Origin of the sequence: Kribbella capetownensis, assembly GCF_004331485.1 — a bacterium.
In the GTDB taxonomy this organism is placed as follows: Bacteria; Actinomycetota; Actinomycetes; order Propionibacteriales; family Kribbellaceae; genus Kribbella; species Kribbella capetownensis.
Map to the genome: position 1 here is coordinate 589,091 of NZ_SJKD01000003.1, position 22,722 is coordinate 611,812.

General features: G+C 68.7%; 23 protein-coding genes. 3 read left to right on the plus strand and 20 right to left on the minus strand.

The genetic code is table 11. From position 1 onward, the window contains the following. Window positions 1-477: a MarR family winged helix-turn-helix transcriptional regulator gene (locus E0H75_RS17490; protein ID WP_131514591.1), complete on the minus strand. Its 477-nt coding sequence runs from the start codon at window positions 475-477 to the stop codon at window positions 1-3. Window positions 478-523: 46 nt separating this feature from the next. Between E0H75_RS17490 and E0H75_RS17495 the strand changes: the two genes are divergently transcribed. Then, a complete protein-coding gene (locus tag E0H75_RS17495; RefSeq protein WP_131514592.1) occupies window positions 524-907 on the plus strand; it encodes a pyridoxamine 5'-phosphate oxidase family protein in 384 nt (127 codons plus the stop codon). A gap of 166 nt (window positions 908-1,073) precedes the next feature. Here E0H75_RS17495 and E0H75_RS17500 read toward each other — a convergent pair whose 3' ends face one another. The 16 genes from E0H75_RS17500 to E0H75_RS17575 form a co-directional block, all read right to left on the minus strand. After that, entirely contained in the window at window positions 1,074-1,835 is a 762-nt protein-coding gene (locus E0H75_RS17500) for a DivIVA domain-containing protein (RefSeq protein WP_131351431.1), read from the minus strand. 247 nt (window positions 1,836-2,082) lie between these two features. Beyond that, window positions 2,083-2,388: a YggT family protein gene (locus E0H75_RS17505; protein ID WP_131514593.1), complete on the minus strand. Its 306-nt coding sequence runs from the start codon at window positions 2,386-2,388 to the stop codon at window positions 2,083-2,085. A gap of 38 nt (window positions 2,389-2,426) precedes the next feature. Beyond that, window positions 2,427-2,993 carry a cell division protein SepF gene (locus E0H75_RS17510; RefSeq protein ID WP_131351425.1) on the minus strand — a complete coding sequence of 189 codons (567 nt, stop codon included), beginning with the start codon at window positions 2,991-2,993 and terminating at the stop codon, window positions 2,427-2,429. Between the two features lie 71 nt (window positions 2,994-3,064). Next, window positions 3,065-3,778, minus strand: a complete 714-nt coding sequence (locus tag E0H75_RS17515) for a YggS family pyridoxal phosphate-dependent enzyme (protein WP_131514594.1) — start codon at window positions 3,776-3,778, stop codon at window positions 3,065-3,067. Then, window positions 3,775-4,506 (minus strand): peptidoglycan editing factor PgeF, encoded by a 732-nt coding sequence (gene pgeF, locus E0H75_RS17520; RefSeq protein ID WP_131514595.1) that lies wholly within the window; start codon window positions 4,504-4,506, stop codon window positions 3,775-3,777. The genes E0H75_RS17515 and pgeF overlap by 4 nt, the downstream gene beginning before the upstream one ends. A gap of 28 nt (window positions 4,507-4,534) precedes the next feature. Then, window positions 4,535-6,124 (minus strand): cell division protein FtsZ, encoded by a 1,590-nt coding sequence (gene ftsZ, locus E0H75_RS45025; protein WP_131514596.1) that lies wholly within the window; start codon window positions 6,122-6,124, stop codon window positions 4,535-4,537. Between the two features lie 160 nt (window positions 6,125-6,284). Further along, entirely contained in the window at window positions 6,285-7,025 is a 741-nt protein-coding gene (locus tag E0H75_RS17530; protein WP_131514597.1) for a cell division protein FtsQ/DivIB, read from the minus strand. An 18-nt stretch (window positions 7,026-7,043) separates the two neighbouring features. Continuing rightward, entirely contained in the window at window positions 7,044-8,519 is a 1,476-nt protein-coding gene (gene murC, locus E0H75_RS17535; RefSeq protein WP_238163083.1) for a UDP-N-acetylmuramate--L-alanine ligase, read from the minus strand. Beyond that, window positions 8,516-9,604: an undecaprenyldiphospho-muramoylpentapeptide beta-N-acetylglucosaminyltransferase gene (gene murG, locus E0H75_RS17540; RefSeq protein ID WP_131514598.1), complete on the minus strand. Its 1,089-nt coding sequence runs from the start codon at window positions 9,602-9,604 to the stop codon at window positions 8,516-8,518. The genes murC and murG overlap by 4 nt, the downstream gene beginning before the upstream one ends. A 27-nt stretch (window positions 9,605-9,631) precedes the next feature. Further along, a complete protein-coding gene (gene ftsW, locus E0H75_RS17545) occupies window positions 9,632-10,867 on the minus strand; it encodes a putative lipid II flippase FtsW (RefSeq protein WP_131514599.1) in 1,236 nt (411 codons plus the stop codon). A 4-nt stretch (window positions 10,868-10,871) separates the two neighbouring features. Further along, on the minus strand, window positions 10,872-11,048 hold the full coding sequence (locus tag E0H75_RS43110) for a hypothetical protein (protein WP_165553806.1): 177 nt from the start codon (window positions 11,046-11,048) through the stop codon (window positions 10,872-10,874). Further along, a complete protein-coding gene (murD, locus tag E0H75_RS17555) occupies window positions 11,048-12,487 on the minus strand; it encodes a UDP-N-acetylmuramoyl-L-alanine--D-glutamate ligase (RefSeq protein ID WP_131514600.1) in 1,440 nt (479 codons plus the stop codon). Before murD ends, E0H75_RS43110 begins: the two co-directional genes overlap by 1 nt. Next, window positions 12,484-13,560, minus strand: coding sequence for a phospho-N-acetylmuramoyl-pentapeptide-transferase (gene mraY, locus E0H75_RS17560; RefSeq protein ID WP_131351395.1), 1,077 nt, complete (start codon window positions 13,558-13,560; stop codon window positions 12,484-12,486). Before mraY ends, murD begins: the two co-directional genes overlap by 4 nt. Further along, on the minus strand, window positions 13,557-14,978 hold the full coding sequence (locus E0H75_RS17565; protein ID WP_131514601.1) for a UDP-N-acetylmuramoyl-tripeptide--D-alanyl-D-alanine ligase: 1,422 nt from the start codon (window positions 14,976-14,978) through the stop codon (window positions 13,557-13,559). Before E0H75_RS17565 ends, mraY begins: the two co-directional genes overlap by 4 nt. Continuing rightward, on the minus strand, window positions 14,975-16,498 hold the full coding sequence (locus E0H75_RS17570; RefSeq protein WP_131514602.1) for a UDP-N-acetylmuramoyl-L-alanyl-D-glutamate--2,6-diaminopimelate ligase: 1,524 nt from the start codon (window positions 16,496-16,498) through the stop codon (window positions 14,975-14,977). The genes E0H75_RS17565 and E0H75_RS17570 overlap by 4 nt, the downstream gene beginning before the upstream one ends. A 50-nt stretch (window positions 16,499-16,548) precedes the next feature. Then, on the minus strand, window positions 16,549-18,351 hold the full coding sequence (locus E0H75_RS17575; RefSeq protein WP_238163084.1) for a peptidoglycan D,D-transpeptidase FtsI family protein: 1,803 nt from the start codon (window positions 18,349-18,351) through the stop codon (window positions 16,549-16,551). Window positions 18,352-18,361: 10 nt separating this feature from the next. Between E0H75_RS17575 and E0H75_RS44180 the strand changes: the two genes are divergently transcribed. Continuing rightward, on the plus strand, window positions 18,362-18,577 hold the full coding sequence (locus tag E0H75_RS44180; RefSeq protein ID WP_238163085.1) for a hypothetical protein: 216 nt from the start codon (window positions 18,362-18,364) through the stop codon (window positions 18,575-18,577). A gap of 192 nt (window positions 18,578-18,769) precedes the next feature. Here E0H75_RS44180 and ftsL read toward each other — a convergent pair whose 3' ends face one another. The 3 genes from ftsL to mraZ form a co-directional block, all read right to left on the minus strand. Continuing rightward, a complete protein-coding gene (gene ftsL, locus E0H75_RS17580) occupies window positions 18,770-19,447 on the minus strand; it encodes a cell division protein FtsL (RefSeq protein ID WP_131514604.1) in 678 nt (225 codons plus the stop codon). Beyond that, window positions 19,447-20,412: a 16S rRNA (cytosine(1402)-N(4))-methyltransferase RsmH gene (gene rsmH / locus E0H75_RS17585; RefSeq protein WP_131514605.1), complete on the minus strand. Its 966-nt coding sequence runs from the start codon at window positions 20,410-20,412 to the stop codon at window positions 19,447-19,449. Before rsmH ends, ftsL begins: the two co-directional genes overlap by 1 nt. 397 nt (window positions 20,413-20,809) lie before the next feature. Beyond that, window positions 20,810-21,241, minus strand: coding sequence for a division/cell wall cluster transcriptional repressor MraZ (mraZ, locus tag E0H75_RS17590; protein ID WP_131514606.1), 432 nt, complete (start codon window positions 21,239-21,241; stop codon window positions 20,810-20,812). 542 nt (window positions 21,242-21,783) lie between these two features. On the opposite strand from mraZ, the gene E0H75_RS17595 reads away from it, so the two are divergent. Next, window positions 21,784-22,722: an AAA family ATPase gene (locus tag E0H75_RS17595; protein WP_393384822.1), complete on the plus strand. Its 939-nt coding sequence runs from the start codon at window positions 21,784-21,786 to the stop codon at window positions 22,720-22,722.

Below are 22,722 nucleotides of genomic sequence, written 5' to 3' on the forward strand. Positions count from 1 at the left end.
CTAACGGGGCGGACGGACGGCGCGGGCCCGGATCGACGGGCTCGCGCCGAGCCGTTTGATCGTGTCGACCAGCAGCAGCCGCGCGGCCTCGACCCGTTCGTCCCCGAAAGCTTGACGAAGTTCTGACTCCAGCGCCGCCCGCTGCCGCCGGGCCGCGCCGATCACGGCCTGTCCGCGGTGGGTGAGGACGACGTTGCGGGCGCGTGCGTCGGCCGGATCCGGCTCACGGCTCAGGTAGCCGCGCTTCTCCAGGTCCACGACCGACTTGGAGGCGGCTTGCTGCGTGACGCCGAGGCGCTCGGCCAGTGTGCTGATCGTCACCGGGCCGGCGACCAGATGCTGGAACACCACGCCGTCGGCGAAGCGCGCATCCGCGAAGCCGTCGGCGGCCAGCCTGCGCTGGAGTTCGTCCGCCAGTGCCCAGCCGGCGAACAGCGAGGCGAGCGAGAGGTCCGCACCGGCCGGGTCGAATTCCATGTCGCGAACTATACAACCCTGGTTGTGTATCACTTAACCTACAACCATGGTTGTGCAAAAGGAGTTTCTGGACCGTGCGCACCGGATCGTGTGGTGCACCGTCGCGACCGTCGGCCCGGGTCAGCGGCCGCGGACCCGCATCCTGCATCCGGTGTGGGAACTGGCGGATGAGCTGACCGGGTGGATCGTCACGCGGGCGACGCCGGTGAAGGTGCGACACCTTGCCTACAGCCCGTATCTGAGCTGCAGCTACTGGGAGCCCGGTCATGAGGTGGCAGTCGCGGACTGCCGCGCGGAGTGGATCGCCGATGTGGCGACCCGGCAACGAGCCTGGGAGCTTACCGGGGCGAGCCGGCACCGCTCGGCTACGACTTCTGGAGTGTGTTCCCCGACGGCCCGGCCGGGGAATCGCCCTCGCTGCTACGGCTGACGCCGTACCGGCTGCGGCTCACCGATGTCGAGACACTCAGTGGCCGGAAGGATCCGCTTGCCTGGCCCTGACACCCTGTCACCACGAAGGGACGGTGTGTCAGAAGTGGCCAGACATGCCGAAGAGGCGGTGCCGCCGGAAAGCACCGCCTCTTCTCGAGGTTTCTTTAGACGCCGTGACCGTGAGCCTGGGCGCGAGCCTCCGGGCGGAAGCCGTTGCGCGGGCTGAGCGTGTCGTCGCCGTTCCCGAGCGCCTTGAGCTGCTCGGTGAAGTACGTCTTCAGCCGGCTGCGGTACTCGCGCTCGTAGGCGTGCAGGTCGTCGATCGTGCGTTCGAGCTGACCCTTCTGCTTCTCCAGCGTGCCGAGCATCTGGGCGCGGCGCTCGGCGATCTCGCCGTCCAGCTTCTCGGCGCGGGCACGAGCCTCGCCGGTCATCCGGTCGGCCTTGCCACGCGCCTCGTTCTCCAGCCGCTCGGCCTTGGCGCGGGCCTCGCCGATGATCTTGTCGGCGGTGTCCTTCGCCTCCTGGACCAGGTCGTCGGAGTGCTTGGTCGCCATTTCCAGCAGCCGCACGGCGGAGCTGGACGCGTCCCCGACAGTGCCTGCTGCCGCAGCAGCCCCCGCAGCCGCTACAGCGGGCACCACGGGTGGCTTCTCCTCCGGCTTCTCGACCACGACCGGGGGCTTGGGCTGCTGCACGACAGGCGGCAGCGCAGCGGTCTGGTCGACGACCGGCCGCTCCTGTCCCGCGCCTGCGCGCTGAGCCGCCGCGAGCTTGGCCCGCAGCTCCTCGTTCTCGGCGAGAAGTCGCTCGAGCTCGGCCTCCACCTCGTCGAGGAAGGAGTCGACCTCTGTGACGTCGTAGCCCTCCCGTAGTCGGACGGGCGTGAATTGCTTCGAGCGGACGTCATCCGGCGTCAGCGGCATCTTTCACCTCGTTTGTCTGTGTCTTGGCGGAGTCCCCGTGGCCTTCACCCCGGCGACTCAGTAGATCACGTTATCGCTTCGTTGTGTTCTGACGGAATCCGGGCGGGCGATAACGCTCCACTGCCCCCGCGGAGCGGCTCGACAACTCAGCCGTTTCGTCGAGACTCTACCTACCCAGTCCCCGGCGTCCTCACCCTCGGACCCGGCAGAACCTCCGCCGGTTCCCTGTCCGTCCCGATCCGCTGGGTCACAGCGATCCGAGCGCGGTCGAGTTGATCGACATCGCCACGGAGACGATCACGAACAGCATCAGCATGGACAGGTCGATCCGGATCCCGCCGGCCCCGATCGGGGGCAGGATCCGCCGGAGCGGGCGCAGGAACGGATCGGTGACCGAGTAGATCAGTTCGAACAACAGCAGCAGCGGGCCTTTCGGGTGCCACTGCGGCGCGAACATGACGATCAGACTGAGTACGAACCGCGCCACCAGCACCAGGAAGAAGGCGAGCAGCACCCAGTACAGAACACTGAGGACGAGCGCTAGAGCAACCATGTCGTCAATGAGTGTAGAAGACCGGCGAAGGGTTCGGGTCAGCTCTGGTTGTAGAACCCGTCCGCGGCGATCTTCTCCTTCTCCTCGGCGGCCACCGTCACATTCGGCGGGCAGACCAGGAACACCTTGGTGGTGATCCGCTCGATCGAACCACGGCAGCAGAAGATCAGCCCGGCGGCGAAATCGACCAGCCGCTTGGCATCTGCGTGGTCCATCTCGGTCAGGTTCATGATGACGGGCGTGCCGTCACGGAAGTGCTCACCGATGACTCGCGCCTCGTTGTAGCTGCGCGGGTGCACGGTGGTGATGCGGGCCAACTCGGTAACCTCCGGGGACGGTGCGACACCACGTCGATCTGGAAACTTGCTCACCGTTGCGCCCTGCTCCTCGCGACCCGAGTGTGACTGCGACTCGGTCCGGGATTCACGGGCTTCGCGGCTCTCCCGGCCGGCGGGCACCGGCTCGGGCTCGTGGGACTCCCCGTCGACGGCTTCGTCGTCGTACTCTTCGTAGTCGTCGTACTCGTCGTCGTAGCGAGCGTTGTAGCGCTCCCCGTCCTCGACCAAGCCGAGGTACACACCCATCTTGCGCAGTGCGCCGCTCATGGCCCTCCAGCCCCTCGATCCCGGTTCGACGACAACGGTGAGCAGGAAGCAAAACCTGCTCGATGTCGACACTAACCGAGTGGAGGACGCGTACCGAGTAAGGCGCGCCCGAGCCGGACGTGTGTCGCGCCGCGCCTGATCGCGGCCTCCAGATCGCCCGTCATCCCGGCCGAGATCCAGTCCGCGCCGGGGTGTTCGGAGCGTAGCCGCGACGCTACTTCTTGCAGCCCGGCGAAGGCTTCGTCCGAGTCCGATCCGAGCGGCGCGACGGCCATCACGCCACCCAACTCCAGCCCGTCCGCGGACGCGACCTCGGCGGCCAGATCCGGTACGGCGTCCGGCGCGACGCCACCCCGCTCGGCGCCGGTCGCGGCCTCACTCGATCCGTACGACGCCAGGCTCACCTGGAGCAGGCAGCGAAGGGTCTTCTCCTCGGCGACAGCGGCCTTCGACAACGCGACCACCAGTGACGACCGGTCCACGGAGTGCACGATCGACGCGTTTCGGGCGACCGAGCGGGCCTTCTTCGACTGCAGTTGCCCGACGAAGTGCCACGTCAGCTCCGGGCAGTCCGGCGCCTTCGCCCTGAGCTCCTGCTCGCGGTTCTCCCCCACGTCCCGGATCCCGAGGGCCGCCAGCGCCCGTACGTCGCTGACTGGGAAGGTTTTGGTGATCGCGACGAGGGTGACCTCGTCCGGAGACCTCCCGGCCGCCTGGCAGGCCTTCTCGATCCGCTCCCGGACCTGCTGCAGACTGCTCCGCAGTTCGTCGGCGCGTGTGCTCATTCCGCTGCCAGCTTGACCAGACCGGCCAGCCGCCCGCTGACCTTGCCTTCGCGCCGGTACGAGTAGAGGTTGTCCGACTCGATCGTGCATGCGGTCGCGTCGATCACCTCGACCCCGAGCTCGGCCAGCTGCGACTTCACCCCGGCGGCCACGTCGATGGCCGGCGTACCCCAGCTGGTCTCGGAGTACGACGCCGGCACCCGCTCCGCGATCTCGGCCCGCATCTCCGCAGGTACCTCATAACACTTCCCACACGCATGCGGCCCGAGTACGGCGGTGATGTTCCGGGCACCGAGGTCACGCATCGCCTCGACGGTCGCCGGTACGACGCCGGCGTACATCCCCGGGCGTCCGGAGTGGGCGGCACCGATCACGCGCTGCTCGGAGTCGGCCAGCAGAACCGGGAGACAGTCAGCGGCACGGACAGCGAGCACCACATCGGACCTGGTCGTGACGATCGCATCCGCGGTCGGCGTCGGATCGGCAGGCAGTACGTCGCCGGGCCGGACCACGTGAACGTCGCGACCGTGGACCTGGCTGACCCGGACCACGGCCTCCGGCTCGACGCCGAAGGCTTCCGCGACCCGGCGGAAGTTCTCCGCGATCAGCTCCGGATCCTCCCCCGACCCGCCGAGGTTCAGTTCGCCGTACGGCGCTGTGCTCACGCCGCCGAAGCGGTCGGTGACGGCGAAGCGGGCAGCGGAGTGAACCTCGTCGTAGCTGAACACGAACAAAGGCTACCGGCCCGGACGCTCCTTACTTCAGGAAGTCCGGGATGTCGAGGTCCTCTTCCGGCTCCGGCTTGCGCACCGGGCGGGCCGGGGCGGGCTGCGAGGAGGTGGAACCGGACGACGAACCGCCGGCCGGCGAGTTGCTCGGACCGTTGGTCGGCCACGAGTGCGGCGAGGTCGGAGTGGCCGGCGTGTGCGGCGCGGGCTGCGACGGCACGGTGCGAACCGGGTCACCGGACTGCGGGCGCGCCGAGTTGGTCGTGCCCGCTCCCGGACGGCCCTCGGTCGGGGCCGGCACCGGGACGGTGTCGTCGGTGGGAGCCGGCGGAGTCGTGGCCTGGCCTGGGGCGCCCGAGGCCGGCTGAGCCGGGCCGCCGTTCTGCCCCGCGCTGCCCTGCCCGGACCCGGCCTGCCCCGGCGCGCCCTGTCCTGTCGAGCCTTGTCCCGTCGAGCCCTGACCCGCGGCCGGCTGACCGGCTGCGGACTGGCCGGCGCCAGGCTGACCTGCCGGCGGCTGACCCGGCTGACCGGTCGCGGGCTGACCAGCCTGCTGACCGCTCTGGGCCGGCGGGTTCGTCGTCCCGGACATCGGGGCCGAGTACGTCTCGGTGGCCGGACGGGTGGTCTGCGGGCGGGCCGAGTTCATCGCCTGCTCGCGGCGCTTCGGCATGCCGCCGTCGAACCCGGCCGCGATCACGGTGACCCGCACCTCGTCACCGAGCGCATCGTCGATGACCGCACCGAAGATGATGTTGGCGTCCGTGTGCGCGGACTCCGAGACCAGTTGGGCGGCCTCGTTGATCTCGAACAGGCCCAGGTCGGAGCCGCCGGCGATCGACAGCAGGACGCCGTGCGCACCCTCGATACTTGCCTCAAGCAACGGAGACGAGATGGCCGCCTCGGCCGCCGCGACCGCGCGGTCCTCGCCGCGGGACGAGCCGATGCCCATCAGTGCGGACCCGGCGTTCGACATGACTGCCTTGACGTCGGCGAAGTCCACGTTGATCAGGCCGGGCGTGGTGATCAGGTCGGTGATGCCGGAAACACCCTGCAGCAGCACCTGGTCGGCCTGCTTGAACGCGTCCAGCACGGACACGGCGCGGTCGGAGATCGTCAGCAGCCGGTCGTTCGGGATCACGATCAGCGTGTCGACCTCCTCGCGGAGGGTGCTGATGCCGTCCTCGGCCTGGGTCGCGCGGCGCTTGCCCTCGAACGAGAACGGCCGCGTCACCACACCGATGGTCAGGGCGCCGAGCGAACGGGCGATCCGGGCCACGACGGGTGCGCCGCCGGTACCGGTGCCGCCGCCCTCGCCGGCGGTGACGAAGACCATGTCGGCGCCCTTGAGCGCCTCCTCGATCTCCTCTGCGTGGTCCTCGGCGGCCTTCTGCCCGATCGCCGGGTTCGCGCCGGCGCCGAGGCCCCGGGTCTCCTCCCGGCCGATGTCGAGCTTGACGTCCGCGTCGCTCATCAGCAACGCCTGCGCGTCGGTGTTGATGGCGATGAACTCAACGCCCTTCAGACCGTGCTCGATCATTCGGTTGACGGCGTTCACGCCGCCTCCGCCGATGCCGACGACCTTGATGAGTGCCAGGTAGTTCTGCGGTGCCGCCACGTCCGCGCCTCTCGCCTCGTTCGTTTCCCGTTGTCCAGCGAAAAGACTGAACCTCAAGTGAATGCTTAGACTTATGTCAACTTTAGATTACGACGCACGGTACGGGACGCTTCCGACCAAAGTCCACGCGCCTCGCCGCACTGTCCCGTGATGTGATCCGTCATCGCTTTTCCCCTTTGGTGACAGGGAGATCGGGCGCCGAGACGTCGTACACCTTCGCCTTGCGCTTCATCAGCACGCTGAGTACCTCTGCCTTGCGCTCGCTGTCATCGGAGCTGCCCCAGACCACCTTCACCCCGGACGAGAGGTTGAGGGTGATCGAGTCCGGCGACGCGGCCGAGATCGACCCGACCTGGGTGCGCAACGTGTCCGGCAGTGCGGCCGAAACCGTCACCACCGAATGCACCGTCACGTCCCGCCGCGACCCTGTCACCTTGGCCTCCGGCAGCCCGGCCGGCCGAGCGGCCACGGTCTTGAACGTCGTACCGGTCGCGTCCACCAACTCGAACCGCGACCCGTCGGTGACGACCACCACCGGGACCCGTTCGGTGACCACGATCACGACCTTGTTCGGCCAGGCGCGCGTCACCTGCGCGTCCGCCACCGCGGGAATCGTCCGGACCCGATCGGCGATCGATCGCAGGTCGACCTTCGCCAGCGGTGTCCCGACCGGCGCCTCGGCGACGTTCTGGATCGTTGCCACCGGCACCGTGTCCGCACCGCTCACCCGGACGCCGTCGACTGCCAAGGCGGACGAGTAGTAGAACAACCAGACGATCACAGCGGCCACGACGACCAGTGCGCCGCCGATGGCCCACGGCAGCCAACTCCGCCACCGCACGAGCCGTTGCCGGCGCGCGAACCGCTGCTGTGCCCGAGCCAGATCAGCGCTCTGGCTCATTCAACAATCCCCACCCTTTTACTCCACCACAGGGGCAAGGGCTTCCGCGGCAGACTCGCGGGCGGCGGCGCGTTCGGCCAGCAGACCAACGACTTCCGGCCCGATCAGGGTCACATCGCCGGCGCCCAGCGTCACCACCAGGTCGCCCGGCTCGGCCAGATCGGCGACCAGCTGAGGTACGGCGGACCAGGACGGCTCGAAACGGACCTGGTCCGGCTTCAGCGGCACGTGGTTCGCGATCAGGGCACCGGTGACACCGGGCTCCGGGTCCTCCCGGGCGGCGAACACGTCCATCACGACGACCTCGTCGGCCAGCGCGAGTGCCTCGGAGAACTCAGTGGCGAAGATCCTGGTCCGGCTGAACAGATGCGGCTGGAAGCACGCGACGACGCGGCCCTCCCCCGCGACCTGCCGGGCCGCGGTCAGGTCGACAGCCAGCTCGGTCGGGTGATGGGCGTACGAGTCGAACACCCGCACCCCGTCCTCGAGACCCTTGAACTCGAACCGCCGCCCGGTGCCGGTGAACGACGCCAGCCCCTCGGCCAGGTCGGCCGCGGAGAACCCGAGGCCTAGCCCGACCGTCAGGGCAGCCGACGCGTTGAGCGCGTTGTGCTTGCCTGCCTGCTGCAACTGCACGATCGGCAGCTTGCGGCCGCGGTACACCGGCACGAACGACTGCGTCGCCCCGGTGGCCGTGATCTCGGTGACGCGCAGGTCCGCATCCTCCGACTCGCCGTACGTCCGGACGTCGATGCCCTGCTCACGCGCGTACGCCGCCAACCGGCGCGCACCCGCGTCGTCGTGGCAGATCACCATGAAGCCACCGGCCAGGACCCGACCGCAGAACTCCTCGAAGGCCTTCCGGTAGCTGGCCTCGTCACCGTAGTTGTCCAGGTGGTCCGGCTCGACCGACGTGACGATCGACACCTCGGGCGTATAGGTCAGGAACGACTTGTCCGACTCGTCCGCCTCGGCGACGAACAGGTCGCCGCTGCCGTCGTGGGCGTTCGAACCCGACTCGTTCAGATTGCCGCCGATCGCGTACGACGGATCGGCCCCGCAGTGCTGCAGCGCGACGGTCAGCATCGAGGTCGTGGTCGTCTTGCCGTGGGTGCCGGCGATCGCCAGCGTCCGGCGGCCGACCATGACCGACGCGAGCGCGGCGGCCCGCGGCAGGATCGTGATCCCGGCGGCCCGTGCCGCGACCACCTCGGGGTTGGTCTCGCGGATGGCGGTCGACACCACCACGGTGTCCGCGGCCGCGACATGTTCGGCGGCGTGGCCGACCCAGCAGGTGGCGCCGAGCGCGCGCAGCGCGGCCAGCACCTTGCCGTCCTTGGCGTCGGAGCCGGACACCTCGATGCCGCGGGACGCCATGATCCGGGCGATCCCGGACATACCGGCGCCGCCGATACCGACGAAGTGCACCCTGCCCAGCTTCTCGGCGGGCAGAATGGTGGCGTCAGGACCAAAATTCAATACTTCGACGATCACGAAGCAGACCCCACCACATCCAGGATGATCCGCGCCAATCGATCGTCGGCATCCGTGCGGATCACACCCGTCGCTGCTGTGGACATGGCTGTCAGACGCTCGCGGTCGTGCAGAAGTTGCGGCACGTTGGCCCGGACCCAGTCCGTCGTCATCTCCGCGTTGTCGATCAGCACACCTCCACCCACGTCCACCACCGGCTTCGCGTTCAACCGCTGCTCACCGTTACCGATCGGCAGCGGAACGTAGATGGCGGGCAGGCCGACACCGGACACCTCAGTGACCGTGTTCGCCCCCGAGCGACACACGACCAGGTCGGCCGCGGCGTACGCGAGGTCCATCCGGTCGACGTAGTTCAGTACGACGTACGGGTAGCGACCGGTCTGCGGGACCTCGAGGGTGTTCTTGGGGCCGATCGCGTGCAGTACCTGGATCCCGGCTGCCTGCAGGTCCGCGGCGGCGCCGGAGACGGCCTGGTTGATCTGCTGCGCGCCCTGCGAGCCACCGGTCACGAACAGCGTCGGAGCGTCCGGGTCCAGTCCGAAGAACTGACGGGCCTCGGCGCGCAGCGCGGCCCGGTCCAGCGTGGAGATCGCTCGCCGGATCGGCAGGCCGACGTACTCCGCGTGCGGCAGGTCGGAGCCGGGGAAGGACGTCTTCACGTGCTGCGTGCAGTAGCGGGCGGCGAACTTGTTCGCGATCCCCGGCACCGCGTTGCCCTCGTGCACCACGATCGGCGTCTTCCGCCGCCAGGCCGCGACGTACGCGGGCGTGGAGACGTAGCCACCGAAGCCGACCAGGACGTCCGCCTTCGCCTCGTCCAGGATCTTCCGGGCGGCGCTGACCGAGGCGAGCATCTTCCCGGGGACGGCGAACAGGGCGGGCGTGGGCTTGCGCGGCAGCGGCACCGGCGGGATCAACTCGAGCCGGTAGCCGGCCTCGGGAATCACGCGGGTCTCCAGGCCACGCTCCGTGCCGAGGGCGAGGATCTCGACCGTCGGGTCGATGCGGCGCAGGGCGTCGGCGGTCGCGATCAGGGGTGAGGTGTGGCCGGCGGATCCTCCACCGGCCAGGACGATGCTGGGCACAGCTTTCAACGCTCCCGCGTGTTCTCGTCAGGACGTACGCGAGGACAGCCACCCGAACCGCGACCGCCTGGTCTCCTTCAGGGCGGCCTGCGCGCCGGGTTCGGCCTTCGCGAAGGACAGCAGCATGCCGATCGCGATCAGCGTCGGCAGCAGTGCGGAACCACCGTACGACAAAAGCGGGAGCGGAATCCCCACGATGGGTAGCAGTCCGATCACAGCACCCAGGTTGACCAGGGTTTGCGCCATGATCCAGACCGTGATCCCGGCCGCCGCATAGCGGACGAACGGCTGGGTGTTCCGGGTCGCGATCCGCACCCCGGCGTACGCCAGAGTGAGGAACAGGGCGAGCACGGTGAGTGACCCGAACAGGCCGAGTTCCTCACCGATCACGGAGAAGATGAAGTCGGTGTGGGCCTCCGGCAGGTTGCCCCACTTCTGCCGGCTGTTGCCGATCCCGACGCCCCACCAACCGCCGGTCGAGAGCGCGTAGAACGAGTGGTACGCCTGCCAGCCGACGCCGGACGGGTCGGTGAACGGATCCAGGAACGACGAGACCCGGTCCATCCGGTGCTTCGCGGTGATGACGAAGTACGACGCGATCGTGCCGACCACCGTGATGGTCGCGATGAACAACCGCGTCGGTGCGCCGACCACCCAGATCATGCCGATCATCACAGCCATCAGCACCAGCGCCGTACCGAGGTCGTGCTGCCCGACGACCAGTGCGATCACCAGACCGCAGACCGGCACCATCGGGACCAGCAGGTGCTTCCACTGGGTCAGCAACTTCTCCTTGCGTGCGTAAAGGTCCGCACACCACATCACCAGCGCCAGCTTGGCGAACTCACTCGGCTGGATCTGCAGCGGTCCACCGAGGTTCAGCCAGTTGGTGTTGCCCTTCACACCGACGCCGAGGCCCGGCACGTAGGTCAGCACCAGCAGGAACACCGAGCCGAGCAGAGCGACGTACGCGAGCATGCGGAAGTGCCGCGGCGTCATCCGGGAGGCGACGTAGGCCATCGGCAGGCCGACGCCGACCCAGATCAGCTGGCGGACGAAGATCGTGTAGCTGTTCCCGTTCGCCCGCAGCGACAGCACGCTGGACGCCGACAGCACCATCAGCATCCCGAGCACCAGCAGCAGGCCGGTCGCACCGAGCAGGATGTGGTACGACGTCAGGGGCCGGTCGAGCACCTCGCGGATGGCGGCCAGCCACGGCCGCTCGTCCTGCGCTTTCTTGGGCTGATCCGCGATCGACGTCACGCGATCACTCCCGGATCAGTTGTCGCCCAGGGGGTGTCTGATGGTCCTGCGCCGTCGCGAGCAGGTGCTCGGTGCGGTGCATCGGCGTGCTGGAGCGGAGGTCTCGATGCGGAGCATCGTGGCCTTTGCGCCAGTGCGGCGAGGTGCCGTGCCGAGTGCCGCGCAGTAGGCGCAGGACCATCAGACACCCCCTAACCGGCGCACGGCTTCGGCGAAGGCGTCCCCACGGGCTCCGTAGTTGGCGAACATGTCCCACGATGCGCAGCCGGGCGCGAGCAGCACGGTGTCACCCACCTGTGCCAGCTTCGCCGCCTCCCCCACCACGATCTGCATGGCTCCAGTGTCCGTTGCCTCGACAGTGATTACCGGGACATCCGGTGCGTGTCGGGCAAGTGCTTCGGCGATCACCTGCTTGTCCTGGCCGAGCAGTACGACACCCCGCAGCCGTTCCCTTGCCGCGAGCACCAGTCCGTCGAACGTCGCACCCTTCGCCTGACCGCCGGCGATCCAGACCACGTGCTCGTACGCGAGCAGCGACGCCTGCGCCGCGTGCGGGTTCGTCGCCTTCGAGTCGTCGACATAGTTGACCCCGGCAACTTCTGCGACATGGGCGATCCGGTGCTTGTCCGGGGTGAACCCGCGCAGCCCGTCCCGCACCGCCGTCGCCGGTACGCCGAACGCCCTGGCGAGTGCTGCGGCGGCCAATGCGTTCGCCACGTTGTGCGGTGCGGCCGGGGTGATGTCCGCGAGCTTCGCCAGCTCCAGCGCCGACGTCTCCCGCTGCTCGACGAACGCGCGGTCGACCAGGAGATCCTCGACCAGGCCGACCATCGACAGGCCCGGCGTACCGAGGGTGAAACCGATCGCGCGGCAACCTTCGATCACGTCGGCATCGATCACCAACTGTTCGGTGACCGGGTCGGAGACGTTGTAGACGCACGCGATCTGGCAGTTCTCGTAGATCCGGCCCTTGTCCTTGGCGTAGGCCTCCATCGACCCGTGCCAGTCGACATGGTCCGGCGCGAGATTCAGTACGGCGGCCGAGTGCGCGGACATCGAGTGGGTGAAGTGCAACTGGTAGCTGGACAGCTCCACCGCGATCACGTCGTACGGTTCGGGGTCCATCACGACTTCCAGCAGCGGCAGCCCGACGTTGCCCGCGGCAACGGCACGGTGGCCGGCCGCGGTCAGCATCGCGGTCAGCATCTGCACGGTCGTGGTCTTGCCGTTGGTCCCGGTGATGCACAACCACGGAGCAGCGTGCGCCGGGTCCCGCAGCCGCCAGGCCAGCTCGATCTCGCTCCAGATCGGCACCTCGCGCTCATCGGCGTGCGCGAGCAATGGCGCGTACGGCGGGATGCCCGGCGACGTCACCACGATGTCGACGTCCTTGGGGAGCTCCGCCGTAGTGCCCGGGCCGAGGGTGATGGTGGCGCCGAGGGTCTCAAGGATCTGCGCCTTCTCGCGCAGTGCCTCGTTGTCACGGTCGTCCAGAACGGTGACGTGCTCGGCGCCGGCCTGCAGCAGCGAGTCGGCGCACGCGTAGCCCGCCGTACCGAAGCCGAGGACGACGAAGCGGGTCGTTGCCCAACCGTCGGAGGTGCGTGTTTCGAGACTCATCCGGCCACCCATTCCGCGTAGAACAGCCCGAGACCGATCACGACGCACAGGCCCTGGATGATCCAGAACCGGATCACCACGTTGACCTGTTCCCACCCGAGCATCTCGAAGTGATGGTGCAGCGGTGCCATCCGGAACAATCGCTTGCCCCCGGTCAGCTTGAAGTAGCCGACCTGGAGGATGACCGAGGCGGTGACGATGACGAACAGCCCGCCGAGCAGCAGCACCAGCAGTTCGGTCCGGGTCATCACCGCGAAGCCGGCCAGCGCACCACCCAGCGACAGCGAGCCGGTGTCGCCCATGAAGATCTTCGCGGGCGACGCGTTCCACCACAGGAAGCCGAACAGCGCACCGGTCAGAGCGGCGGCCACCACGGCCAGGTCGTGTGGATCGCGGACCTCGTAGCACTTGGCGGTCGGGAACGACGCGCAACTCTGGTTGAACTGCCAGATGCAGATCAGGGTGTACGCACCGAACACCATCATCGACGCGCCGGTGGCCAGACCGTCCAGGCCGTCGACCAGGTTGACGCCGTTCGACATGCCGGCGATCAGCAGCAGGATCCAGATCACCACCAGGATCCCGGCCAGGTGCAGCCAGTTGATGTCGCGGATGAACGAGATGAACGGCGAGGCCGGACGCTGGCCACGTTCGTCCGGGAACTGCAGCGCGAGGACCGCGAAGGCGACCGCGACCAACGTCTGGCCGGCCAGTTTCGCCTTGCTGCGCAGGCCCAGGCTGCGCTGGCGGACGATCTTGATGAAGTCGTCCAGGAAGCCGACCGCGCCCATGCCGGCGAACAGGAACAGCACCAGGAGCGCCGAGGCGGTCGGTGCGCTCCCGTGGCCGCTGATCATCGTGAACAGCTTCGCCGCGAAGTACCCGACGATGGTGGCGACGATGAAGACGGTGCCGCCCATGGTCGGCGTACCGCGCTTGGTGTGGTGCGAGGTCGGGCCGTCGTCGCGGATCTCCTGGCCGTAGCCACGTCTGGACAGCAGGGTGATCGCCCAGCGAGTGCCGAGCAGCGTCAGCACCATCGACACGGCGCCGGCGAACAGGATCGAGATCACTGCGCGGCTCCCTCAGATTTGGACAGCTCATCGCGTCCGGGCAGCAGAGCATCGGCGAGGCTGCGCAACTTCGCCGCCTTCGAGGACTTGACCAGTACGACGTCACCCGGGCGCAGCTCGGACCGCAGCAGTTCCAGCGCCTCCGGGATCGTGTCGACGTACGCCGACTCGTTGCCCCAGGATCCTTCCAGGGAGGCACCGAGATGGATCGGTTTCGCCCCAGCACCGACCACGAGCAACCGGTTCACGTCCAGCCTGACCACGAGCCGGCCGATCGCGTCGTGCTCCTCGGTCGAGGTGTCGCCGAGCTCGAGCATCTCGCCGAGCACCGCCCAGGTCCGCGCGCCGCGGGACCGTCCGATCGCGACCAGCGCCTTCAGCGCCGCCCGCGTCGAGTCCGGGTTCGCGTTGAAGGCGTCGTTGATGATCGTGACGCCGTCCGCCCGCTCGACCAGCTCCATCCGCGCCGCCGACACCCGGCCTGCCGAGTTCAACCCGGCCACGATCTGTTCGGGGGTGAGGCCGAGCGCCGAGGCGACGGCTGCCGCGGCCAGTGCGTTCGACACGTGGTGCTCGCCGATGAGCTGCAGCTGCACTTCGCCGGCGAAGTCGCCGAGGTGCACGGTGAACGCGGGGCGACCCTCGGCGTCGAGCTTGACGCCCTCGGCGCGGATGTCCGCCTCCGGCGCCTCGCCGAAGGTCAGCACTCGCGCCTGCGTCCGGCTCCGCATCGCCGCGACCCGATGGTCGTCGGCGTTGAGGATCGCCGTACCGCCGGGGACGACGGCCTCGATCACTTCGCCCTTGCCGAGCGCGATGTTGTCCTGGGAGCCGAACTCGCCGATGTGCGACGTCCCGACGTTCAGGACCAGACCGACCCGCGGCGGCGTGATCCCGCACAGGTACGTCAGATCGCCGATGTGCCGCGCACCCATCTCGGCCACCAGGTACTTCGTGCTCTCGGTCGCCTGCAGCGCGGTGAGCGGGTGGCCGATCTCGTTGTTGAACGAGTTCTCCGGCGACACCGTCTCGCCGTACGGGCGGATCAGCTGTGCGATCAGGTCCTTCGTGCTGGTCTTGCCGGACGAGCCGGTCAGGGCGATCACGACCAGGTCGGGCAGCCGGCTGACCACTAGGCGGGCCAGGTCACCGAGCGCCTTCTGCGTGTCCGCGACGACGATGCAAGGAGCACCATCGATCGGCCGCGACGTGAGTGACGCCGTGACGCCGGCCTCGGACGCCGTACCGACGAAGTCGTGCCCTTCGACCCGCTCACCGGGCAGGGCGACGAACAACCCGCCGGGAGCGGCGGCTCGCGAATCGATCACCACCGCACCGTCGACGACGGCCGACGGGTCCACACCCACCAGCTCGCCGTGGACCGCCTCGGCGATCTCACCGCACCTGACTCCGATCACCGCTCAGCCTCCAGCAACTCACGCACAGTTTGGCGGTCGTCGAACGGGTGGATCACACCGCCGACGTCCTGGCCTGTCTCATGGCCCTTGCCCAGTACGACGATGGTGTCGCCCGGTCCGGCCAGGTCGATCACGGTCGCGATGGCCCGCCTCCGGTCACCGATCTCGTGCAGGTCGACGCCCGGAACCGCCTGCCGGGCACCCTCGAGCGCGGCGGCGCGGATCGTCGCCGGGTCCTCGCTGCGCGGGTTGTCGTCGGTGACGATGACGACGTCCGAGCCGCGCGCGGCCGCGGCGCCCATCTGCGGGCGCTTGCCCGCGTCACGGTCGCCGCCGCAGCCCACGATGGCGAACAGCCGGCCCTTCGTCGCGCCGCGCGCGGCCTTCAGCGCGAGCTCGACCGCGTCCGGCGTGTGCGCGTAGTCCACGATCACCGCCAAGCCGTCCTCGCGGGTGAATGTCTCCATCCGCCCGGGCACGGTCGCGGTCCGCAGTCCGGCCGCGATCGCCTCCGCGGGTACGTCGAGCTGCCGCAGCATCGCGGTCGCGAGCAGGGCGTTCGCCACGTTGAAGTCACCGGGCAACGCGATCTCGACAGTCAGCGTCTCCCCCGGCCCTTGGATGTCCAGGACGGTTGTGCCGTGCTCGGACTGGTGCCGGCTCGCGACCGTCCAGTCGGCTTCGCCGGTCGTGGACACAGTCACGAGCGGTACGACGGTCTGCGCGGCCAACCGGCGTCCGTACTCGTCGTCGATGGTCACCACCGCCACATCACACCGCTCCGGGGTGAACAGCGAGGCCTTCGCGGCGAAGTACTCCTCGAACGTGTTGTGGAAGTCCAGGTGGTCCTGGGTCAGGTTGGTGAACCCGGCCACCGCGAAGCGCGCGCCGTCCACGCGGCCCATCGCCAGTGCGTGGCTCGACACCTCCATCGAGCACCACGCGACCGCGTGCTCCCGCATCACCGCGAACAGCGCCTGCAGATCGGTCGCCTCCGGAGTGGTCCGGACGCTCTTCACCACCTCATCGCCGATCCGCGTCTCGATCGTCCCGATCAACGCCGCCTGGCCGATCCGGCGCAGTACGGCGTCCAGCAGGAAGCAGGTGGTGGTCTTGCCGTTCGTGCCGGTGATACCGAGCAACCGCAGCTCACTGGTCGGCTCGCCGTAGATCCGGGCGGCGACCGCGCCGAGCACGTCTCGCGGCTTGTCGACCACCAGCACCGGCAGACCGGTCGCGTTCGCCCGCTCCTCGCCGGTGGGATCAGTCAGTACGGCGACCGCCCCGGACTGCTCCGCCTTTGCCACGAAGGCCGCACCGTGCGTGATCGCACCCGGCAGAGCGGCGTACAAGTCACCAGGAAGGATGGAACGCGAGTCGAGCGATACACCCGTGACATGGACGGACGCTGCCGGGGTCCGCGCGTGGGCGACCCTGGCGACCTCGGCGAGATCGACCGGCACGATGTGCCGTGGCCTGATCGCTGCGACGGCGCCGCCTGCGGCGGAAGGGGTGGACACGGGCCCAGAGGCTACCGCTCCTGGCACTGTGACTCCTACCTGACCCTGCGTCACCAGGTGGTGGGAACGTCGGGCTGCTTCGCCCCCGTCGGCGGGACGACGTACTTCTGCAGCGCGTAGCTCATCACGTCTCGGAACACCGGTCCTCCTTGGAAGCCACCACCCCGCGCACCCCGCGGGTCGTGCAGTACGACGTACGTCACGAACCGTGGGTTGTCGGCTGGGGCAAATCCCGCAAAAGAAGTCGCCCACTTGCGGTAGCAGCCGCAGGCCGAGTCGACTTCCTGGGCGGTTCCGGTCTTGCCGGCCACCAGGTAGCCGTCGATTGCCGCCTGTGGTGCGGTGCCCTTCTTCGCGGTCACCGCCTCCATCATCGTGGCGACCTCCTTGGCGGCCTTCTCGCTCACCACCCGGCGCGGCGGCGCGGTCTGGTTCGGGGTCGTGGTGCCGTTCGCGTCGACGTAGTTGCGGACCAGCTTCGGCGGCACGTACACACCGCCGTTGGCGACCGCGTTCACCGCGGCGGCCATCTGCACCGCGTTCGCCGACAGGCCCTGACCGAACGCGACGTTCGACCGGGTCAGCTCGGTCCACTCGTCCCCCGGCGGCATCAGGCCCTTGCTCTCGCCCGGGTAGTTCAGCCCGGTCGGCGCGCCGAAGCCGAAGTCGTGCAGATACTTCACGAACTGCGGGATCCGCATCTGCTGCGCGGCCATGATCGTGCCGACGTTCGACGACTTCGCGACCACCCCGGCGATGGTGAGGTTCAGCGAACCGTGGTCCCAGTGGTCCTTGATCGTGCGCCGCTGCACCTCGATGCTGCCCGGCACCCGGAGCTTGGTGTTCAGGTCGATCAGGCCGGCGTCGGCGAGAGCGGCCATCGTGACAACCTTCTGCACACTGCCCGGCTCGTAGGTCCGCTCCAGCGCGGGGTTCTTCAACTGGCTCGGCGAGGTGACCTTCTTGTTCGGGTCGAAGCTCGGGTAGTTCGCCATCGCCAGGATCTCGCCGGAGGGCACGTCCAGCGTGACGACCGTGCCGGAGCTGGCGTGGTACTGCTCTACCGCCTGCTGGATCCGCTTCTCCGCGAACCACTGCAGGTCGGCGTCCAGGGTGAGCTGCACGCCGACGCCGGGCTTCGGCTCCTCGACCGTGTGGTTCGCGTTCGGGATCTTGTTGCCCTTGGTGTCGACCTCGTACATCGCCTTGCCGTCCTGACCGGACAGCTTGTCGTTCAGCCCGTACTCGAGCCCGGACAGGCCCTTGCCGTCGCCGCCGACTACACCGACCACGTTCGCGGCGATGGTGCCGTTCGGGTGACTGCGGACCGGGTCGTCCTCGGTGTAGAGACCGGCCAGCAGCGGGGCCTTCTGGTCCTGCGGCTTGGCCTTGTTCTGCTCGTTGATGTCGGCGTTGCGCTGCTTCATCGCGGCCTGGATCTCGTTCCAGGTCTGCGGGGCGACCTGACGGGCCAGACGGACGTACCGGCCCTTCCCGGTCATCGCGGTGACGAGCTTGTCGTACGTCGTACCGGAGACCTTGGGAGCCAGGATCCCGGCGAGCTGCGTCGCGACCGGGCCGGTCTGGGTCGGGTCGGCGGTGATCGCGACCGCGTCCTCGGAGACCGAGAACGGGACGCCGTTGCGGTCGACGATCGCGCCGCGGGAGGCGTACAGGGGGAACGGCTTGGTGTTCTCCCGGCTGGCCGCCTGGGCGTAGCTGTCCGGGTCGACGCCCTGCAGCAGCACCAGCCGCCCGGCGAACAGCGACAGTACGAACGCCATCACCCCGAACGTCACCCGCAGCCGCAAGGTCGGCCGTCCCAACTTCAAAGTCCGAGGCGCCCGCTTCACCTTCCGCTTCTTGGGCCGAGGAGCCGGCCGGTTCTGCGGAGGCCTCTTCTTCGCCGGACTCTTCTTCGCGGCAGGGCCCTTCCGGGCCGCCGTCTTCTTGACCGGCCTCTTCCTCGGGTCGGTCTCACCCGTCGTACGGCGGGTTGCCGGGCGGGCGCCGTTCGAGCTCACGCGCTTCTTCGGTTCCGCCTTCTTCACCGGACGGCGCGGAGCGGGACTCGGCTGAGCGGCGCGCTCCTGCTCTTCGCGGGCTTGGCGGAGGAGACGGTCCCGGGTGGATTCCGGACGCTGGGGGGTGGAGCGATTGCTGTCGGTGACGGACGGACGGCGAGGCTGAGCCTTGCGGGGCGTGCCGCCCCGGCCCGGCTCGGTGCCACGCCTGCGTGGCGGCTCGCTGCCCCGTCGGTCCGTCATCCGATCATCCCCCGGTGGTCGTGGTGCCCTGCGCCCCTGTCGTCGTACCGGTGCGCGGGGAGTTCGTGGTGGTGGCGGGCGGCTTGTTACCCGTCGCCGTTCCTGTCCGTGCGGTCGCCGTACCCGGCTTCACCGTCCCCGGCTTGACCGTCCCGGCCGGAGGCTTCACCGTGCCGGCCGGCGGCTTGGCCGTGACGAGCGGAGGTTGAGGCGTGACGACCGGAGGCGTCGGCGTGACGGCCGGCTTCGGTGCCGCGCTGGGACCGAACATCGCCGCGCCGGTCCCGGCCTTGCCTTCCTGCGGCACACCGAGCACCCGCCCGTCGGACAGTCGCAGGAAGACCGGGTTGGGGTTCGGCACCATGCCCATCTTCAGCGCCCGGTCAGCCAGGTTCTGCGGCGACTCCAGCGTGCGGACCTGCTTCTCCAACTGCTCCTGCTGGTCCCGCAGCTGATCGGCCTGCTTGTTCAGCTCGGTGACGTGGAAGGTCCCGCTCTGCAGCTCGGTGTTGAGCAGCAGCAGACCGACCAGGCCGGCCGCCAGCAGCGACACCACGAAGATGACGAACGGCATCCGCGGCGGCCGGAACGGCGCGCCGTAGACGACCCGCAGCTTCGGCTCCGACCGCTTGGCCGGCGCCGGCGTGACCCGTGCCTTGGACGGACTGAAGACAGTACTCATCAGGCCACCAGCCCTTTCTCCCGGATTCGTTCGGCGGCTCGCACGCGAGCGGAGGCGGCCCGCGGGTTCGCCGCGACCTCTTCCTCGGTCGGCCGCTCGGCACCGCGGGTCAGCAACTTCAGGTACGGCTCGTGCCCGGCCGGAATGACCGGCAGGTCGTCAGGTACGTCGGACTTCGTGGCAGCCGCGAACGTCTGCTTGGTGATCCGGTCCTCCAGGGACTGGTAGCTCATCACCACGATCCGCCCGTGCAGCGCCAGTGCCGCGAGCGCGGCCGGCAGCGCGCGCCGGAGCACCTCGAGCTCGCCGTTCACCTCGATCCGCAGCGCCTGGAACGTCCGCTTCGCCGGATGTCCGCCAGTACGACGGGCAGCCTGCGGGATCGCGTTCCGGACCAGCTCGGACAGTCGCGCGCTGGTGGTGAACGGCTCGGTCTCGCGCTCCCGCACGATCCGGTCCGCGATCCGCCGGGCGAACTTCTCCTCGCCGTACTGGAACAGGATCCGGGCCAGGTCCGCCGCGCTGTAGGTGTTCACGATGTCGGCCGCGGTGGTCGGACCGGTGCTGTCCATCCGCATGTCCAGCGGCGCGTCCTGCGCGTAGGCGAATCCACGGTCGGCCTCGTCCAACTGCATCGACGAGACGCCCAGGTCGAACAGGATCCCGTCGATCGCCGGTACGCCGAGGTCCGCGAGCGCCCGCGGGAGTTGGTCGTACACCGCGTGCACGAGGGTGATCCGCTCCTCGTACGGCGCCAACCGGTCACCGGCGAGGCGCAGCGCCTCGGGGTCGCGGTCGAAGCCGATCAGCCGGGCGTCGGGAAAGCTGCGCAGGAACGCCTCGGAGTGACCACCGAGGCCGAGGGTCGCGTCGACGAGGACCGCGCCGGGATGCGCGAGCGCCGGCGCCAGCAGCGCGACCACGCGCTCCAGCATCACCGGCACATGCCGCTCCGCAGCGTTCATCCTCGACCCTTCCCGTCGCCGCGGGAGCGACCCTGCCCCCGCAGGTTCTGTACTGCTGTGCTGCCCGTCGGGCCTGCCGGCCTTCCGGTTGGTCGCCGCTCCGGATGTCGCGGATCCGGGTCGCCGTCGTACGTGGTACCTGTCCTGCGGTGGGGCGGGGTGGAGGGAGTCGCTGTGGTGCGGGTGTTTCGAGTGATCCTGAGTGATCCTGAGTGACCCTGAGTGACACCGTCCGGTCAGATCGCGGGTACGCCTTCCGGGGAAGTACCTCGTCGGTCTTGGCGCCGGGGAAGTGGCGCCAAGGGCTTGAGGTCGGAAGTCGGACCCGTGATCTCACCGGACGGTCGGTGTGTTCTCGGTCCTGCTCGCCCACTGTTCAGCTGGAAACGCTTTGCCTTCAGAAGATGCCTGGCAATACCTCTTCGGACAGGTCCGCGAAGGCCTGCTCCTGCTCTTGCGAGTACCTGTTCCAGTTCTCGGTGTTCCAGATCTCCACCCTGTTCATCGCCCCGATGACGACGCAGTCGCGATCCAGTCCGGCGTAATCGCGCAGCATCGGCGGGATGGTGACCCGGCCCTGCTTGTCCGGCACCTCGTTCGAGGCTCCGGCAAACAGCATCCGCAGATAGTCCCGCGCACCCTTGTTGGTGATCGGCGCCTGCTTCAGCTGCTCTGTCAGTTGGATGAACTCGCGCTCGGGCCACACGGACAGCGACCGCTCCTGTCCACGCGTGATCACCAGGCCGTCGGCCAGTTCGTCGCGGAACTTCGCCGGCAGGAACAACCGGCCTTTGTCGTCGAGCTTGGGGAAGTGAGTTCCGAGGAACACGCTCCACCTCCCCGTTGCGGACTCTCCGTCTCAGGCGAGCTGTTTCCACCACTTCGGTTCCACTGCGCTCCACCTTACTCCACTTTCCACCACCGTCAACCAACTTCCGCCCGTTTCCCCCACCCGCGCCGCGAATCCCACCCGGCGTTCCCGCGTGTCGCTGCCTGGTCAGGCGCCTGGCCTTCCTCCACTTCGCTCCACCGGCGTTCTCCACTCCGCTCCACCGGACATCTCCACTTCGCTCCACTCGGTGCTGTTTCCACTCCGCTCCGCATCGGGATGAACCATTCGGCGCCCAGAGCCGTCGTAACCCCCGGCAGTTTGTTTTCGCCGCCCGTACGCTTGGAGGGACGACTTTCCGACCCAGCCGGTGAGGGCCTGTGCCGATGAACACCGAAACGCCAGGTAACGAAACTTCCGATGCTCTAGGCCCGGCCCCTACAGCGGGTGAGAATGTGTCGGCCGTCAACGAATGGGGAGGACTCAGGGTGAGCAGTACCGCGACCAGCTCGGCGCTGGCAGGAGCCGGGGACTTCGACGAACTGGCCGAGGTGGCGGGACGAGTCCGCCGGGCCATCGAGCAGGTGATCGAGGGCAAACCCGACGTGGTCGAGGTCGCCGTCACGGTCCTGCTGGCCGAAGGCCACCTTCTGATCGAGGACGTACCGGGCGTCGGCAAGACGATGCTGGCCAAGGCGCTGGCCCGGTCGATCGACTGCACCGTGCGCCGGATCCAGTTCACCCCGGACCTGCTGCCGTCGGACATCACCGGCGTCTCGGTCTTCAACCAGGAGATCCGCGACTTCGAGTTCAAGCCCGGCGCGGTGTTCGCGAACATCGTGGTCGGCGACGAGATCAACCGTGCGTCGCCGAAGACCCAGGCCGCGCTGCTGGAGTCGATGGAAGAGCGCCAGGTCACCGTCGACACCACGACGTACCAGCTCGAGGCGCCGTTCATGGTCATCGCGACCCAGAACCCGATCGAGATGGAAGGCACCTACCCGCTCCCCGAGGCGCAGCGCGACCGCTTCATGGCCCGCGTCTCGATGGGCTACCCGGAGCCGGCCGCCGAGCTGCGGATGCTCGACGGTCACGCCGCCGACGATCCGCTGAAGAGCCTGCAACCGGTCACTGACGGCCAGCAGATCCTGCGACTGGTGAAGACGGTGCAGTCGGTGCACGTGTCCGAGGGCGTCAAGGAGTACGCCGTCGCCCTGGTCGGCGCGACCCGTCGATCGCAGGAGCTCCGGCTGGGTGCGAGCCCGCGGTCCACCCTGCATCTGATCCGGGCGGCCCGCGCGGCGGCGGCACTCGACTCCCGGGAGTTCGTGCTCCCGGACGATGTTCAAGAGCTCGCGGTGCCCGTGCTGGCGCACCGTGTTCTTCCTGCGGCTGAGGCGCATCTCGGTGGGCGCGGTGCAGCCGACATCATCTCCGGGCTGGTGTCCACAGTGGCACTCCCCCGCACTCGTCGGGACTGA

Bases quoted from the DNA above. Each gene is read 5' to 3' on its own strand.
- ftsL (WP_131514604.1), bottom strand. From the start codon at position 19,447: ATGAGTACTGTCTTCAGTCCGTCCAAGGCACGGGTCACGCCGGCGCCG.
- E0H75_RS17505 (WP_131514593.1), bottom strand. From the start codon at position 2,388: ATGGTTGCTCTAGCGCTCGTCCTCAGTGTTCTGTACTGGGTGCTGCTC.
- E0H75_RS43110 (WP_165553806.1), bottom strand. From the start codon at position 11,048: ATGGTCCTGCGCCTACTGCGCGGCACTCGGCACGGCACCTCGCCGCAC.
- E0H75_RS17490 (WP_131514591.1), bottom strand. From the start codon at position 477: ATGGAATTCGACCCGGCCGGTGCGGACCTCTCGCTCGCCTCGCTGTTC.
- murD (WP_131514600.1), bottom strand. From the start codon at position 12,487: ATGAGTCTCGAAACACGCACCTCCGACGGTTGGGCAACGACCCGCTTC.
- E0H75_RS17510 (WP_131351425.1), bottom strand. From the start codon at position 2,993: ATGAGCGGCGCACTGCGCAAGATGGGTGTGTACCTCGGCTTGGTCGAG.
- E0H75_RS17495 (WP_131514592.1), top strand. From the start codon at position 524: ATGGTTGTGCAAAAGGAGTTTCTGGACCGTGCGCACCGGATCGTGTGG.
- E0H75_RS17500 (WP_131351431.1), bottom strand. From the start codon at position 1,835: ATGCCGCTGACGCCGGATGACGTCCGCTCGAAGCAATTCACGCCCGTC.
- E0H75_RS17515 (WP_131514594.1), bottom strand. From the start codon at position 3,778: ATGAGCACACGCGCCGACGAACTGCGGAGCAGTCTGCAGCAGGTCCGG.
- E0H75_RS17530 (WP_131514597.1), bottom strand. From the start codon at position 7,025: ATGAGCCAGAGCGCTGATCTGGCTCGGGCACAGCAGCGGTTCGCGCGC.
- rsmH (WP_131514605.1), bottom strand. From the start codon at position 20,412: ATGAACGCTGCGGAGCGGCATGTGCCGGTGATGCTGGAGCGCGTGGTC.